Annotated in this window: 12 protein-coding genes; all 12 read left to right on the top strand. The window is 40.5% G+C overall.

Features of this window, described 5'->3' with window-relative positions; translation table 11 throughout:
* The first annotated feature begins 56 nt into the window (after positions 1-56).
* Entirely contained in the window at positions 57-707 is a 651-nt protein-coding gene (locus G592_RS0114400) for a YesL family protein (protein ID WP_028248423.1), read from the top strand.
* Positions 679-2,820, top strand: a complete 2,142-nt coding sequence (locus tag G592_RS0114395; RefSeq protein ID WP_028248422.1) for a glycoside hydrolase family 3 protein — start codon at positions 679-681, stop codon at positions 2,818-2,820. The genes G592_RS0114400 and G592_RS0114395 overlap by 29 nt, the downstream gene beginning before the upstream one ends.
* Before the next feature lie 12 nt (positions 2,821-2,832).
* On the top strand, positions 2,833-4,536 hold the full coding sequence (locus G592_RS0114390; protein ID WP_242830182.1) for an SGNH/GDSL hydrolase family protein: 1,704 nt from the start codon (positions 2,833-2,835) through the stop codon (positions 4,534-4,536).
* Positions 4,537-4,643: 107 nt separating this feature from the next.
* Complete coding sequence (locus G592_RS0114385; RefSeq protein ID WP_028248420.1) at positions 4,644-6,194, top strand: glycoside hydrolase family 43 protein; 1,551 nt, start codon at positions 4,644-4,646, stop codon at positions 6,192-6,194.
* A gap of 17 nt (positions 6,195-6,211) precedes the next feature.
* A complete protein-coding gene (locus tag G592_RS17225; protein ID WP_051194950.1) occupies positions 6,212-7,819 on the top strand; it encodes a sensor histidine kinase in 1,608 nt (535 codons plus the stop codon).
* Positions 7,820-7,821: 2 nt separating this feature from the next.
* Complete coding sequence (locus G592_RS0114375) at positions 7,822-9,402, top strand: response regulator transcription factor (RefSeq protein WP_028248419.1); 1,581 nt, start codon at positions 7,822-7,824, stop codon at positions 9,400-9,402.
* A 163-nt stretch (positions 9,403-9,565) separates the two neighbouring features.
* Positions 9,566-11,239 carry a sugar ABC transporter substrate-binding protein gene (locus G592_RS0114370; protein WP_028248418.1) on the top strand — a complete coding sequence of 558 codons (1,674 nt, stop codon included), beginning with the start codon at positions 9,566-9,568 and terminating at the stop codon, positions 11,237-11,239.
* A 102-nt stretch (positions 11,240-11,341) separates the two neighbouring features.
* Positions 11,342-12,259 carry an ABC transporter permease gene (locus G592_RS0114365; protein ID WP_015548968.1) on the top strand — a complete coding sequence of 306 codons (918 nt, stop codon included), beginning with the start codon at positions 11,342-11,344 and terminating at the stop codon, positions 12,257-12,259.
* Positions 12,260-12,325: 66 nt separating this feature from the next.
* Positions 12,326-13,228 carry a carbohydrate ABC transporter permease gene (locus tag G592_RS0114360; protein WP_028248417.1) on the top strand — a complete coding sequence of 301 codons (903 nt, stop codon included), beginning with the start codon at positions 12,326-12,328 and terminating at the stop codon, positions 13,226-13,228.
* Between the two features lie 21 nt (positions 13,229-13,249).
* Positions 13,250-14,374, top strand: coding sequence for a glycosyl hydrolase family 8 (locus G592_RS0114355; protein WP_036953141.1), 1,125 nt, complete (start codon positions 13,250-13,252; stop codon positions 14,372-14,374).
* A 552-nt stretch (positions 14,375-14,926) separates the two neighbouring features.
* The gene (locus G592_RS17220) at positions 14,927-15,727 is read left to right on the top strand and encodes a hypothetical protein (RefSeq protein ID WP_155942213.1); all 801 of its coding nucleotides are present in this window, start codon (positions 14,927-14,929) and stop codon (positions 15,725-15,727) included.
* A 124-nt stretch (positions 15,728-15,851) separates the two neighbouring features.
* A complete protein-coding gene (locus G592_RS0114345) occupies positions 15,852-16,766 on the top strand; it encodes an alpha/beta hydrolase (protein ID WP_330365474.1) in 915 nt (304 codons plus the stop codon).
* The last annotated feature ends 95 nt before the right edge of the window (positions 16,767-16,861 follow it).

Genomic DNA, 16,861 nt, shown 5'->3' with positions numbered 1-16,861 from the left:
GGGATTTTTTTGTAAAATGTTACCAACTCAAAGTAGTATTCGGAGGAAGTAATGTTATGCAAATATTTAGTCCAGACAGCGAAGTAATGGAGTTTCTTAGCAAGGTTACAGATTTTATCATCCTTAATCTTCTTACAGTTCTTTGCTCAATTCCAATTATCACTATAGGCGCAGCCCATACTGCGAAATTTTATACATCAATGAAAATAGTTCGTGGCGAGGAACCAAGTGTTACAAAGAGCTATTTCAAATCCTTTAAGGATAATTTTCCACAGGTAACAGTTGCCTGGCTGATAGTTCTTCTGGTGGGACTTGTGCTGGCATTTGACTGGTACAACGTGCTCTATGGCAGAGCAGCATCTATGCCAATCCTCTTAAAGGCAGTCCTTGGTGTGCTTTCCTTTGTGGTTTGGTCAGTTGCATACTGCATGTTCCCATTTGAGGCGAGATATAAAGTGACATTGAAGGAACTTTTCAAGGCATCCATGGTAATGGCACTTCTAAATTTCCCAAGAATGGTTTTGATTTTTATCGTGACTTTTTTACCTTACATAATCTGTGCATGGTACATCGAATGGGGCCTGGCAATCTGGCTTCTTTGCACCACAGTCACACTTTATTACATAAGTAGGGAATTCAATAAACAGTTAGAAATGTTAAACAAGGAGGAAGAGATAGTTGAATCAGGAAACAATGAAGCGTGCTAAGGAATTAGTATCGCAGATGACAATAGAGGAGAAGTGTTCGCAGATGCTTCACCACGCAGAGGCCATCGACAGACTTGGTATTCCAAAGTACTGCTGGTGGAACGAGGCACTTCACGGAGTGGCAAGAGCTGGAGATGCCACAGTTTTCCCTCAGGCAATCGGCCTTGGTGCCACATTTGATGAGGAGCTTGTTCAGAAGGTGGCAGATGCAACATCTACAGAGGGACGAGCAAAGTATAATGAGTTTTCAAAGCATGGCGACAGAGATATATACAAGGGTCTTACTTACTGGGCTCCAAACGTAAATATCTTCCGTGACCCAAGATGGGGCCGTGGCCATGAGACATACGGTGAGGATCCATATCTTACAGGTCAGCTTGGCATGGCTTACGTAAGAGGTCTTCAGGGTGATGATTTAGATAATCCAAAGTCTGCAGCGTGTGCAAAGCATTTTGCTGTTCACTCAGGTCCTGAGGCAGACAGACATCATTTTGATGCGAAGGTAAATGACCAGGATTTATATGATACATATCTCTATGCCTTCAAGCGGCTTGTAAAGGATGCAAAGGTAGAGGCTGTTATGGGTGCTTACAACAGAGTAAACGGCGAGCCAGCCTGCGGCAGCAAGAGATTGTTGAAGGATATTTTAAGAGGTGACTGGGGCTTTGAAGGCCATGTAGTTTCAGACTGCTGGGCAATCAGAGATTTCCACGAGAATCACAAGGTAACCACATGTGAAGTGGAATCTGCAGCACTTGCAGTTAATAACGGCTGCGATTTGAACTGCGGTTGTGTATATGAGAAGCTTCTCTATGCATACAAGGCAGACCTTGTTTCTGAGGAGACAATCACAGAGTCAGTTGAAAGATTAATCGAGCTTCGCCTTCGCCTTGGAACTCTTCCAGAGAGAGGCAGCAAATATGATGACATCCCATACGAGATGGTAGAGTGTAAGGAACACAAGGAGCTTGCAAATGAAGTAGCTAAGCGCTCTATGGTACTTCTCAAGAACGATGGACTTCTTCCACTTAAGAAGGATGCTATCAAGACAATCGGTGTCATTGGACCAAACTCAAATTCAAGAATCGCTCTTGTAGGAAATTACGAAGGTATTTCTTCTGAATATATTACAGTACTTGAAGGAATCCAGCGTTACGTTGGAGATGATGTGAGAGTATTCCATTCAGACGGAACTCCACTTTGGAAGGACAGAATGCACGTGCTTTCTGAGGCAAGAGATACATTTGCTGAGGCTATGGCTGTAGCAGAGCACTCAGATGTTGTAGTACTTGCAATGGGTCTTGATTCTACAATCGAAGGAGAGGAAGGCGATGCTGGAAACGAGTTCGGTAGTGGAGATAAGAAGGGACTTAAGCTTCCAGGCTTGCAGCAGGAACTTGTAGAGAAGATTACAGCTATTGGAAAGCCAGTAGTACTTCTTGTTTTAGCAGGTTCTGCAATGGATCTTAGCTGGGCTAACGATAACGTAAATGCGATAATCCAGTGCTGGTATCCAGGAGCAAGAGGCGGACGCGCAATCGCTGAGGTACTTTTCGGCGAGGACAGCCCTTCAGGAAAGCTTCCACTTACCTTCTACAAGTCAGATGCTGATTTACCACCATTCGAGGACTACTCAATGGAGGGACGTACATACAGATATTTCAAGGGCACACCACTTTATCCATTTGGATATGGTCTCAGCTATTCAGATATTCAGTATTCAAATGCTGGCATCGACAAGACTGAGGGTGCTATTGGAGATAAATTTACAGTTAAGGTAACAGTTAAGAATGCAGGGGATTATGAGGCACACGAGACTGTTCAGGTATATGTGAAGGATGTTGAAGCATCCACAAGAGTTGCCAACTGCATGCTTAGAAAGATTGCAAAGGTTGAGCTTCTTCCAGGGGAATCAAAGGAAGTGAGCCTTGAGCTTTCAGCCCGCGATTTTGCACTTATTGATGAGAAGGGCAGATGTGTGGTTGAGCCAGGTACATTTAAGGTATCTATCGGAGGCCAGCAGCCAGATGCGAGAAGTGCAGAACTTACAGGAAAGCCAGTAGATATTTTTGATGTGGTGTTAAAGGGAGAAGTAACTGAAGTAGAGTATTAGGAGGATAATGTAATGGAAATGCAAATTGCAAAGGCACCAACAGACCCAGAAAAGAATCGCCCATATTTCTATATAATTAAGGATAAGGAATTATTCACACAGTCTGATGAGGAAGGTAAGGGTGTTTCTTTCCTTTATCAGAGTGATGGACGACTTATCAGCAGCGCAACCTTCACAGGAAATGTTACTGATGAGCACATCTTAAAGCTTATGGAGACAGTAGACGGCTTTAAGAAGCTAGTTCATTCTGTAGGCGTTTCTGTGGAGATGGATGATAAGGATAAGCAGGCAGAGTTTGTTTTCCAGATGTACGGCAAGAAGGATTTATATGGTGGCGGAGCCAACCTTATTGCTAACGTAAATACGAATTCAAAAGAGGAGAGAATCTACCTTTCTGACATTGACTGGACAGAGGATGATGATGTTCCTGGGCAGATTCGTGTTCACACAGATGCACCAGAGGAGAAGGCATTCCTCTCTGTAAGATTCTTTTTAAATGATGGTTTTGAGGCACCACCTCAGCTTGAGGAAAAGCCAGTAGATACTGCATCACCAGAGTACAAGGAGATGATTGACCGTTCTTTAGTAAACCTTGGAAACACAAAGCGTCTTATGGATGTTGTTAACAAGGCAAAGGCAGGAGAGGATGTAAACATCTGCTACATCGGTGGCTCTATTACACAGGGTGCAGGTGCTACACCTATTAACGAAGAATGCTATGCACGTAAATCCTTCCTTGGCTTCAAGAAGCTTATGGGTGGCGGTGACAACATTCATTTTGTAAAGGCCGGCGTAGGCGGAACACCTTCAGAGCTTGGTATGATTCGCTTTGACAGAGATGTGCTTCGCGATGGCGCAGTAGAGCCTGATCTTCTTGTAGTTGAATTTGCAGTCAACGACGAGGGAGACGAGACAAAGGGTAACTGCTTTGAGAGTCTTGTAAGACGCGCATTAAAGCTTCCAAGCCAGCCTGCAGTAATGCTGATGTTCTCAGTATTCTCAGATGATTACAACCTTCAGGACAGACTTGCTCCTGTAGGATTTAGATATGACCTTCCAATGGCAAGCGTGAAGGATGCTGTTGTTCCTCAGTTCTATGACAGAGACAAGAGAATCCTTACAAAGCACCAGTACTTCTATGATATGTTCCATCCTACAAACCTTGGACATACAATCATGGCAGACTGCCTTATCAACATTATGGCTAAGGCTATTGCAGGAGAGACTCCAGCAGAGTACAATCCACGCTTGGATGAGGCTCCAGCAATTGGAAATACATTTGATGATGTTATCCTTGTGGATAAGAAAGACAATACAGACCTTGTCAGTGTACAACCTGGCGGATTCGTATATACGGATGATGTTCTTCAGTCGGTTGAGATGGATATGGATTTAAAGCTTTCGCCAGAGTTCCCATACAACTGGATGTACGATGGTGCTAAGGGCAGCAGTGAGCCATTCGAAATGGATGTAGAGTGCAAGGCTCTCGTAATCGTAATGAAGGATTCAGGCGAGGTTGATGCAGCCACAGCAAAGGTATACGTAGATGGCAAATTTGTCCGCGACCTTGACCCATATGTAAACCGTTGGTGCCACTGCAACCCACTCATCGTAATAGATGAAAACGAAACTGCTAAACATCACGTACGAGTTGAAGTAGATAAGGATGACATAAGAAACAAGTTTACAATACTTGGTTTTGGATTAGTTAAATAAATTAGAAATAGCATGTAAGAAACAAGCTCTTAGATTTCTCAAGCGAATCATGTTAGATGAGCGGAGAAATACTAAGGCTTGTTGCTGTAACATGCGGGAGGTAAATTATGGTAACTGCACACAACCCAATACTTAAAGGTTTTTATCCAGACCCTTCAGCATGCCGCGTAGGGGATGATTTCTATATCGTTTGCTCAAGCTTCGTTTATGCACCAGGTGTTCCAATTTTCCACAGCAAGGATTTGGCACACTGGGAGCAGATCGGACATGTTTTAGACAGAGAGAGCCAGCTCCCAGTAAGCGGCGAGATTTCAAGAGGAATCTTTGCTCCAACGATCCGCGAGCACAAGGGTACATTCTATATGATTACTACAAATGTTAGCCATGGTGGCAACTTCGTAGTAACAGCAAAGGACCCAGCAGGTCCATGGTCTGAGCCATACTATCTTGGCGAGGATGCACCTGGTATCGACCCATCACTTTTCTTTGATGACGATGACAGATGCTACTATGTAGGAACAAGACCAAATCCAGAGGGAGTTCGCTACAACGGCGACTGGGAAATCTGGGTACAGGAATTAGACCTTAACACAATGAAGCTCGTAGGTGAGTCTATGGCAATCTGGAAGGGCGCCGTAAAAGACGTTATCTGGCCAGAAGGTCCACACCTTTACAAGAAGGACGGTTATTATTATCTTCTTCACGCTGAAGGTGGTACAGGCCCAGAGCACGCTATTTCAGTAGCCCGCTCAAAGGAACTTTTTGCATGGTTCGAGGGCTGCCCAAGAAATCCTATTTTTTCTCATAGAAATTTAGGTAAGGATTATCCTATAATATATGCTGGTCACGGTGATTTAATCGATGATAAAAACGGCAACTGGTACATTGTTATGCTTGCTTCACGTCCATGCGAAAAGCACTGCAGCATCGGTCGTGAGACCTTCCTTGCAAAGGTTGTTTGGGAAGAGGGATGGCCTGTTATTAATCCAGGCATTGGTAAGCTCGAGGATGATGTGGAGCTGACCTTTGAGGAGCATCCATTTGCAGCAGAAAATGAGTGGAGTGATGAGCTTCACTTCTGGACAAATGAATTAGACCAGCGCCTTGTTGGTATTGAAAAGAGAAACGAGGATATCTACTCACTTACAGAGCGTCCAGGATTCCTTCGTCTTTTCACTCGTCCAGAGCGTGCAGAGGAAATGTGTTATCCATCATATTTGGGATTGCGTCAGAAGGATTATTCATTTAAGGTAAATACTGGAGTTGATTTTACTCCTGCAAATGAAAATGAATGTGGTGGTTTGGTTCTTTTCCAGAATCACGCAAATCATCTTACACTTGAGATAGTATTAAAGGGTGGTAAGAAGGTTCTTCAGGTACGCAAGACTGTTAAGGGAGAAGAGACTGTTACAGCATCGGCTGAGGTTAGCACAGATGTTGTTACAATTGAGCTTCAGGCTAAGGCACAGAAGGCAGATGCTTATCTTGTGGAGAATGGAAAGCACACACTTCTTGAAGCAGGTATCGATTTATTGCCATACACCACAGAAGAAGCAGGCGGGTTTGTAGGATGTACAGTGGGAATGTACACTTCTTCAAATGGTAAACCAAGCGAGAACCACTGCGATTTCGCATGGCTTACTTTAGAGAAAAATTAATTTATTGGGTGATGTTAATGACAAAATTTGATTCTTATTTTGGGAGATTTATTTCTAAAACAACTTCAAAGAGAAGACTGATGGCATTCTATATTGTGTTTGTCATCATTCCTATCCTTTTGGTTGATGGTCTTGTTGTTTCGGGAGCATATCGTGCTGAGTTGGCAGCAAGAGAGCATACCATGGAGAATCAGGCAAATGCCATTACATACACTTTTGAAAATCAAATAGATCAGGCTGCTAAGCTGGGCAATGCTCTTTATAGCAGCCTGTATGTTGATAGATTTTTAAACACAGAGTTTAAAACTAATCTTGAATACTATAATGCATATCATGATTTCTTTGATGACACTCTCCTTAAGCTTGTAGAGGGGCAGTCAGGTCTTAATTTTTGTATATACATAGATAATGATACAGTCACAAATGGTGCTGAGTTCCAGCGTTTGGACCAGGCCGTTGGCACTGACTGGTATACCTATGTTGAAGAATCCGATTTAAATAAAGGCTTATATTTCGGCAGAAGAAAAACTGCAGATAGCCAGATTCAAAAGACTATCTATTATTTCCAAAGATTGAATTATTACAACAGGGTTTCCAGAAACATTTTGCTTGTTATCATCGATTATGGAAAGATTTCTGATAGTATTTCCAATTTAAATTTTGAAAATCGTGCTTATGTATGTGACAATTCGCGAGTAATTTTGTCCAACAGTAAGTATAGCAATATAAATAAAGACTATGGTTTAAAGCTTGATCTTAAAGATATATCTTATTCACAGGAGTTTCAGAGCTATAATCAGATGCTTACAGTGGATGTTTTAGCGGGGAATAATTCCTTCCTGAATGCCTTTAAGCGCCGCTGGTATCAGTTCCTTCTTCTGATTATTGTAAATATGGTTTTACCTATCTATGTCAGCAGCATCTTGAACACTGTTTATCAGAATAAGCTGAAGGAACAGGAATCCTTTGTGGCAAGAAAGAACGCAGAGCTCCTTGCACTACACAGTCAGATTAATCCACATTTCCTTTTTAATGCACTTGAAAGTATACGAATGCATTCTCTTTTGAAACAGGAAACTGAGACTTCAAAAATGGTGGAGCATCTTGCCAAGCTTCAGCGTCAGTATACTGAGTGGAATGAGGATAATGTTACTATTGAAAAAGAGATAGAATTCGTAAATGCGTATCTGGAATTGCAGAAATATCGCTTCGGTGACAGACTGTCATTTGATATTGATGTGGAAACTGAGTGCTTGAAATTATTGATTCCAAAGCTTACTATAGTAACGTTCGTAGAAAACGCATGCATCCATGGAATAGAAAGTAAAATCACGCCAGGATGGATATTTGTAAGGATTTCCACCGACGGTGAATTTATGACTCTTGAAATAGAGGATACAGGAAACGGAATGGGAGAGGAGGAAGAAAAAAATCTTCTTCGAAGGATGCGTTTTGCAAATATCGAAATGCTCAAGGAAAAAGGTAGAGTGGGTATTGTTAATGCATGTCTCAGACTTAAAATGATGTCTGAGGACGAGGCTGTCTTTGACCTTGATTCGGAGCCAGGCACAGGTACACTTGTGCAAATTATGGTTCCAGTGAAATATCTAAAGGGGTTATTGTAGTAATGTTAGAGGTTTTATTAGTAGATGACGAGCCATTTATTTTACAGGGCTTGCAGCTTTTAGTGGATTGGGAAAAGGAAGGATATCATATTTCCACTGCATCAAATGGTAAGGAGGCATATGATTTCGTTTCAAACAATCCTGTTGATTTGATTATCTCAGATATTAAAATGCCAGTTATGACTGGTGTTGAGCTTTTAAAGGCCATCAGAACGGAGTTAAATCAGGACACTTATTTTGTTATTCTCAGCGGATATGCAGAGTTCAGCTATGCTCAGGAGGCACTTCGCTTTGATTGCACCGATTATATATTGAAGCCTGTTGAGAGTGAACAGCTTATTACAATTCTTAGAAAAGTATCAGAATTAAATCAGGCTAAGACATCACGTAACAAGGATGGAATGCTAAAGGAAAAGGCGTACATGGAACGCACCCTTATGCATCTTCTCAGTGGTAAATATGATGTTACTGATTTAGAATATGTGACTCAAAAGACAAATATAGATGAAGAAAAGTGTTATGTGGAGATTCAGCTTGATGAGCAGAATCCTGCAGAAGATTTTTCTGATGATGATAAAAAAGCAATGCTTGCGAAGCTTTATATAGCAGCTTGTGATTATCTTAAAGATGATTCGATTTTTTGTATTCGTGACATTTCAGACAGCGAGCAGGTATATGATATAGGATTTGTTTACAGTGAGAGTATGGGACAACGCCTGCAGCTTACTGAAAAGGAATATCTTATCAGCTTCCTTGAATACCTGGAGGCAAACACAAATCTTTCCATTACAGTTCTTGTAGGAAAGACAGTTACTGGTATAAGAAACATTTCAAAGTCCTATGGTACTGCCAACATGCTTCATTCTCTTCAGGGCTTCCGTGAGAAGAAGAACATTTACTTCTATGATGAAGAGTATAAGGTTTGTGAATCAGGACTAATTATTTGCAAAAAGCAGTTGGATGCGTTGATAACTGCCATCGAAAGAGGCGAGCATGTGGAAATTCGTAAATGCGTAGAGGATTTCTATGAGGAAATGCAAAAGACTGGTGTGACAGGTTCTACCATGAATCTGAACATCAATTATCTTTTATTCCAGCTTATTCATCTTGCCAGCGAGCTTGACAGCGAAGTTAACCAGGAAGAAATTCTTCGTATCATATCTGAGACCACTTCAGAGGAGGGTATCAGAAGAGGTGGAAGAACTCACCTTTGCCGTATGTCTTACGCCTATGGCGAGTATCTTGCTCAGCTTCGTAAAAACGTATCACGAGGAGTTCTTGGTGATGTGGAAGAGGAGATTAAGAAAAACTACGCATCGAACCTTACACTGAAAGATCTCAGTGAAAAATATTATGTTAACTCAGCTTATCTGGGACAGCTCTTCAGAAAGAAGTACGGATGCTCATTTAAGGATTATCTTAATAAAAAGAGAATTGAGGAGGCAGCCAAGCTTCTTCGCAAAACTGATATGAAAATTTATGAAGTGGCAGAATCTGTAGGTTATAAGGATGCGGATTACTTTGTAAATAAGTTTATAGAGGCAATGGGTTGTACACCTACCAAGTATAAAAAACAATTCTAAACAGTACGGATAAGTTGTCAAAATTTAGGGGGTAGAAAATATAAATTTTCTCCCCCCTTTTTCTATACTTTATCCGATGTTTTGTTCACAGTTCTGACATAGAATAATATCATAGCAAAGGGGCATGAGGTTTTAGCCCCAGGAAAAAATAGGAGGGTTATTTATGAAAAAGAAAATTGTAAGCGCTGTGCTTTGCGCTGCAATGCTCTCAAGCATGTTCGCTGGATGCGGTAAGCAAGCAGCAAGCGGTGGAGCAGTGAACGAAGATGGTATCAAAGAATTCACAGCATTCTTTGCAGTACCTGGTTCAGAAATCAATGATGACAACGAGATCCAGCAGATTATTGCTGAGAAGACTGGTTGTAAAGTAAAGGAGACATGGCTTACAGGCCAGACAGCTGAAGAGGCAGTTGGTACTCTTATTGCTGGTGGGGAATATCCAGACTTTATCGAAGGTGGTAATGGTTCAAAGCAGCTTTATGAGGCTGGCGCTCTTGTAGCTCTTGATGATTACATTGATAAATATCCTAACATTAAGGAATACTTTACAGAGCAGGAATGGGATCAGCTCCGTCAGAGCGATGGACATATCTACTGGATTCCACAGTTCTCTAACATCTATGGTCAGGAACGTGCTTGTACACACAATGACGAAGCATTCTGGATTCAGGCAAGAGTTCTTGAGTGGGCTGGTTATCCAAAGGTTGAGACAATGGATGAGTACTTCGATCTTATCGAGAAGTACAACGAAGCTAACCCAACAATGGCTGATGGTACTACAGCAAATATCCCATACACAATCCTTTGCGATGACTGGAGATACTTCTGCTTAGAGAATGCACCAGAGTTCCTTGATGGATATCCAAACGATGGATCAGTTATTGTAGATCCAGAGAAGCTTCAGGTTATTGATTACAATACAACAGATACAGCTGTTAAGTACTTCAAGAAGCTTAACGAAGAGTATCACAAGGGTATTGTTGATCCAGAGTCATTCACACAGACATATGATGAGTACATCGCTAAGATTTCTTCTGGTCGTGTACTTGGTATGATTGATCAGTGGTGGGATTTCGCTTACACAGGCGAGGATGCAATCAAGTCAGCAGGTCTTGATGAGCAGGGTTGCCAGTACGTTCCACTTCCAATCACAATTGAGAAGGGTATGAAGAACCAGTGGCACAACTCAGGCGGAGTTCTTAACGTATCTTCAGGTCTTGCAATCACAACATCTTGTAAAGATGTAGATGCAGCACTTCAGTTCGTTAACGATCTTCTTGATCAGGAGATTCATGACTTAAGATTCTGGGGTGTTAAGGATGTAGATTACAAGGTTGGCGATGACGGATTATACTACAGAACACCAGAGATGAGAAAGCAGGCAGCTGATACAGCTTACAAGGCAGCTCATACATGTTCTTACTCATACTTCCCACAGTATTCTGGAACAAGCCGCGATGGCAAGAATGCTATGAAGTCTGATGGACAGGAGCAGGAATTCTTTGATGGTCTTTCAGAGCCAATTAAGAAGTGCTTCGAAGCTTATGGCGCTAAGACATATGTAGAAATGCTTGGTACATCAGAGAAGCCAGGTGACTGGTACCCAATGTACACATATTCAAACACATTAACAACTGACACACCAGGTGGTACAGCTTGGACAAAGATGGGTGAGATTAAGCACCAGTATCTTCCAAAGGTTGTTATGGCTGATGACTTTGATAAGGGTTGGGCTGAGTATATGAAGGTATACGAAGAGTGCAAGCCAGAAGATTTCATCTCAGAGATGCAGACAGAGCTCGAGAGAAGAATGACAGAAGCAGCTAAGTACAAATAAGATTTAATTTGGTAAAAAGATAAACCCTTGGCGGGCATTATCATAGTGCCCGCCATCTTTATACCTATTTTTAGAGATTTAGCAGTAATTTGGGAGGTAATTATGACAAAGAAAACATTCAATATGGCCGATTTTAAGCGCCAGAGAATTCTTATTATCTGGGCAGCTGCAATCGTAATTTATGGAATAGTATTCCATTATGCACCACTTGTTGGATGGCTTATGGCATTTCAGAATTATAAGCCAGTAACAGGTCTTTTACATTCACAGTTCGTAGGATTAGATAAGTTCAAGGTATTATTTTCGGATGTATCATTCCTTAGAGTTATTCGTAACACTTTGGCAATGGGTGTTATAAACCTTGCAGCTACATTTGTTATGGCTATTTTATTCGCAATTCTTTTGAATGAAATGGCATTCAAGGGTGGCAAGAAGGTCGTTCAGACTATTTCTTACTTACCTCACTTCCTTTCTTGGATCATCGTTACAGGTATTCTTCACGATGCACTTTCAGGAACAGGTATCATCAACACAGTAATGTTACACTTTGGTTGGATTACACAGCCAATCAACTTTTTTGCACACGAAAAATACTTCTGGCCAATCGTAGCCTTCGCTAATGTTTGGAAGGAGACAGGCTGGAATGCAATTATATATTTAGCAGCTATCACATCTATTGACCCATCACTTTATGAAGCAGCAGCTATCGATGGTGCTGGTAGATGGGCAAAGATCAAGCACGTAACACTTCCTGGTATCAAGCCAACAATTATGATTCTTCTTCTTATGAATGTTGGTAACGTACTTAACGCAGGTTTCGAAATTCAGTACTTACTTGGTAACGGTCTTGTACAGAACGTATCACAGACAATTGATATCTACGTTTTGAAATGGGGTATCAGCCAGGGCGATTACTCAATCGGTACTGCAGCAGGTATCTTTAAGAGTTTGGTTTCAATTATTCTTATTGTATTCTTCAACCATATTGCTAAGAAGCACGGTGAAGAAAGATTATTCTAGGAGGTGTGCAGCATGGATCAGACATTAGATTTAACAAGCACCGCCGGAAAAACCAAGGAGGTCGCTATGGGAAAAGCTAGAAAACGCAAGAAGATTTCAGGCGCTGATTTAGCATTTAGAATTTGCAATGGCATATTTATGATTTGCTTTGTAGTTATTACACTTTATCCAGTTTTAAATACACTTGCAGTATCATTAAATGATGGTACTGACGCTCTTAGAGGTGGCATTTATCTTTGGCCAAGAGTATTTACCTGGAAGAACTATGAGACAGTATTATCTAAGGACAACCTTGTTACTGGTGCTGTTGTCACTGTAGCAAGAACACTCATTGGTACAGTTCTTGCTCTTGTCACAAACGCTATACTTGCTTTTATCGTAAGTCGTAAGAACTTTATGTTTGCTAAGCAGGTATCACTGTTTTGGGTTATCACTATGTATGTTAACGGTGGATTGATTCCTACATTCCTCCTTTTTAAATCCCTTGGACTTACAAACAGCTTTGCTGTTTACGTAATACCTGGAATGTTATCTGCCTTTAACATGCTTGTTATCAGAACCTACATGAGAGGTATTCCTGACAGTTTAGAGGAGTCAGCACAGTTAGATGGAGCTGGTTACACAACTATTTTCCTAAAGATTATTTCTCCATTATGTAAACCAGTTTATGCAACTGTTGCTCTCTTCGTTGCTGTAGGTCAGTGGAACTCATGGTTCGATGCAATGCTTTATAACAGAATGGCTTCACAGTATACAACATTGCAGTATGAGCTTATGAAACTCCTTTCTTCAGTATCAAACCAGAGCTCATCTGCAGAAGCTATGAAGAATGCTGGTGAAGGTTCAGTAACTCCTACATCTGTAAGAGCAGCTGCAACTATTGTAACAATGCTTCCAATTATCTGTATTTATCCATTCTTACAGAAATACTTTGTAACTGGACTTACACTTGGTGGCGTAAAGGAATAAGATTTTTTAGACTAGACGATTATGACATACAGAAATTTATTTTTAGAGATAGGTAAGACCCCTGAGGAAATTCAGCACAGGGTAAATGAGACATTTGACGAGATATTCTATGGTGTCGACAAGTTTTATGAGACAACTGAGGATGGCACCATGGGATTCTTAGTAGATACAGGAAATATCGATACTCGTACCGAAGGTATTTCTTATGGAATGATGATGGCTGTTCAGATGGACAAGAAAAAGGAATTTGATCAGCTTTGGACATGGGCAATGACAAACATGTACCTTGATGAAGGTGAGAACAAAGGCTACTTTGCCTGGTCAGTTGCCACAGACGGTACGAAGAATGCTTATGGACCAGCTCCAGATGGTGAGGAATTCTTTGCAATGGCACTTATCTTTGCAAGCCACCGTTGGGGTGATGGCGAGGGCATCTATAACTACAGCTTGAAAGCCAAAGAGCTTTTAAGAGTGGTGCTCCATCATGAAGAAATGTATGGAGGCCACAATATGTGGAACGAGGATGGTCTTATTAAGTTCGTCCCAGGACTTGAGTTTACAGATCCATCTTATCATCTTCCACACTTCTATGATTTATTTGCGGAGAACTGCTTCGAAGAAGACAAAGAGCTTTGGAGAAAATGCGCTAAAGCTTCCCGTGAATATCTCAAGAAAGCATGCCATCCAGTAACAGGTCTTTCCCCAGAATACAGTTACTATGATGGTAAACCTTATCCCGACCATGAACATTTCGGTGGTAGACATGACTGGTTCTACAGCGACGCTTATAGAACCATAGCAAATATCGGCCTTGATTATGAATGGGCCGATAAGAACACCGAATTTGGACAGTGGTGTAAAGCTACTGCCAACAACCTTCAGGCTTTCTTCGCAAACCTCCCAGTCGAAGATAGCAGAGGAATTTACGAGATTGACGGAACGATACTCGAAGGAAAGGCACTTCATCCAGTAGGCTTGACTGCCACAATAGCTCAGGCTAGTTTGGCAGCGGATGGAGAGTATGCGCTTAAAGCAGTAGAAGAGCTGTGGAACACACCTCTTCGCACAGGCGAAAGACGCTACTTCGACAATTGTCTATATCTCTTCGCTATGTTGGCACTTAGCGGAAATTACCGCATTTGGTAATTACTTCTTCTTCATTTGATTAGATATAATAAGGGCTGGACACTAGTACGGTGGCCAGCCTTTTGGTTGTACTTTGATATAAGTATTCCTTTTTATCTTAGTTACAGGCATAAATTACTGTATTATTGTTGACAGATTTCAATATGAACGTTATATTATCTTTTGGATTTTAAAATCACTTTAGATTTATCACAAATTGGTGGACCTATTATTCAAATCACCACCACATTCCCTTTTTTGTTTTATTGCGCTACGGTCACCAAGTAAAAAATTACCTTCATGCCGTAGCCATAAAGAAATTATTTATGAAAACTACGGTCATAAACTAAGAATTTGTTTATATGCATGATTATGCTTTAGCTGAAAAGCTTAAATTATTAAAAATAAGCAGGAAAACTACGGCATAGAGAAAAAATATCTTCAAATGACCGTAGCTCGAGAAATTAGATATTATTTTCTACGGTCGTAGATATAAAAAGTGTTCCATTGACCGTAGGATAGTTGAAAAGATAATAGTAAAGAGATGTGTAGAAAGAAATGGAGTATGAGTTAGTGGTTAATTATAAGGATTTGTTAGAAAAACAGCTGCATGAGCTAGAAGAGCTAATCAATAAATCAAACAAGAATATTTCAAGGCTTGAAAATTTACCAGATTATAGCTTGATAGTTTCAACTAGTAATGGCTGTAATCAGTACTATCTATATGATAAAGAAAAAAGCAAAAAGAAATATGTGAGTACTAAACAATTCAAGATAGCAAAGAAGATAGCACAAAGAGATTATGAAAAAATAGTAAATAAAAAGTTAAATGTATTACATGGAAGACTAAAAAGATTTCTTTCTGGATATGATATAGATGAAATAGGTAAAATATATGAAAAAATGCATCCCGCTAGAAAAGAACTTCTCGTTCCTTTTGTGGAACCTGATGAAGCCTTTATTCAAAGATGGCTGGAAGAAAATCCTGATCATCAAAATGAATATTATGGAGAAGGAAAGATTGCCACTTCTGATGGAGGTTATGTTAGGTCTAAATCAGAAAGAATCATAGCTGATTTATTAGATAAGTATCATGTTCCTTATAGATATGAGCCGAGGTTGGAACTTGTAGGAAGACATATAGTGTATCCTGATTTTATGGTCTTAAATGTTAGGAAAAGAAAGACAATCTACTGGGAACACCTGGGTTTATTAAGTGATTTTGACTACGCCAAAAAGAATTTCAGCAAGATAAATGACTATGAAGAAGGCGGAATTATGTTAGGTCAGAGTTTAATAATAACGATGGAGACTGGAGATGCTCCAATCAACACAAAATTAGTTGAAGATAAGATAAAACTGTATTGTTTATAGAAAAATACACAGAATGAGCTATTTAGTAGTATAAATGCTGCTGGATGGCTTCTTTTTTAGGTAGAAAAAGGCTATAGTATTAATAATATTCACAGGAGAAATTGTAAAACGAGGGAGGTAATTTATGTCGGTTAGATTTGCTAGAGAAGATGAACTTGAAAGAGTAAATGAACTCCGCAAGCAGGTAAATGATCTTCATGTGGAGGGAATAATGACAGAAAAAATATATGAGACAGCAAAAGGTAAAATACACTATTGGGTAAATGAAGATGCTCCAAAATCAAAGCTTCAGCTGATTTTTCTTCCAGGTCTTACAGCTGACCACAGACTGTTTGATAAGCAGGTGGAATATTTCAAAGATAAGTATTCCATATTTGTTTGGGATGCACCGGGACATGCCAGCTCGTATCCATTTGAAATGACTTTCTCACTGATGGATAAGGCAAAATGGTTGGATGAAATCTTAAAGACTGAAGGCTTCGATAGCCCGGTTATCATCGGTCAGTCTATGGGCGGATACCTGGGGCAGATGTATCATCAGCTGTTCCCAGAGAAGATAAAAGGGTTTATTTCTGTGGACTCAGCTCCACTAAAAATCGAGTACATTACAAAACCAGAGCTGTGGCTGCTTCATAGAATGGAGCCAGTATACAAATGGTATCCATGGAAGGCTCTTTTAAGAGATGGAACTAATTTTACAGCAACCTCTGAATATGGCCGAAAGCTGATGCATGACATCATGATGGTATACGATGGTGACAAGCCTAGATATGCTAAGCTCGTTGGGCATGGTTATCAAATCCTTGCTGATGCCATTGAAGCCAGACTGCCATACGACATCACCTGCCCGGCACTTTTGATTTGTGGCGATAATGACAGAGCAGGCTCCACCATGAGATACAACAAGGCATGGACTAAGAAATCTGGTATCCCTATTGAGTGGATTAGAGGTGCAGGTCACAATTCAAATACCGATGAGCCAGAGCTTATAAACGAGATAATAACAGGCTTTGTGAAGAATATAGATGAGGAAGAATAATACAAACCTTTCACAGACATTACAAATAATATGTGTTAAAATGCTATTGGGTTTATGATTTTCTGATGAAAATCATAAACCTATAGCATTTTTTA

This window comes from Pseudobutyrivibrio ruminis CF1b, assembly GCF_000424005.1.
GTDB classification, from domain to species: Bacteria; Bacillota; Clostridia; order Lachnospirales; family Lachnospiraceae; genus Pseudobutyrivibrio; species Pseudobutyrivibrio ruminis_C.
This window is presented reverse-complemented; position numbering and strand designations above follow the sequence as displayed.

Excerpts from the sequence above, each read along its gene's own strand:
- G592_RS0114400 (WP_028248423.1), top strand. The coding sequence starts at position 57 with ATGCAAATATTTAGTCCAGACAGCGAAGTAATGGAGTTTCTTAGCAAG.
- G592_RS0114390 (WP_242830182.1), top strand. The coding sequence starts at position 2,833 with ATGGAAATGCAAATTGCAAAGGCACCAACAGACCCAGAAAAGAATCGC.
- G592_RS0114385 (WP_028248420.1), top strand. The coding sequence starts at position 4,644 with ATGGTAACTGCACACAACCCAATACTTAAAGGTTTTTATCCAGACCCT.
- G592_RS17225 (WP_051194950.1), top strand. The coding sequence starts at position 6,212 with ATGACAAAATTTGATTCTTATTTTGGGAGATTTATTTCTAAAACAACT.
- G592_RS0114375 (WP_028248419.1), top strand. The coding sequence starts at position 7,822 with ATGTTAGAGGTTTTATTAGTAGATGACGAGCCATTTATTTTACAGGGC.
- G592_RS0114370 (WP_028248418.1), top strand. The coding sequence starts at position 9,566 with ATGAAAAAGAAAATTGTAAGCGCTGTGCTTTGCGCTGCAATGCTCTCA.
- G592_RS0114365 (WP_015548968.1), top strand. The coding sequence starts at position 11,342 with ATGACAAAGAAAACATTCAATATGGCCGATTTTAAGCGCCAGAGAATT.
- G592_RS0114360 (WP_028248417.1), top strand. The coding sequence starts at position 12,326 with ATGGGAAAAGCTAGAAAACGCAAGAAGATTTCAGGCGCTGATTTAGCA.
- G592_RS0114355 (WP_036953141.1), top strand. The coding sequence starts at position 13,250 with ATGACATACAGAAATTTATTTTTAGAGATAGGTAAGACCCCTGAGGAA.
- G592_RS0114345 (WP_330365474.1), top strand. The coding sequence starts at position 15,852 with ATGTCGGTTAGATTTGCTAGAGAAGATGAACTTGAAAGAGTAAATGAA.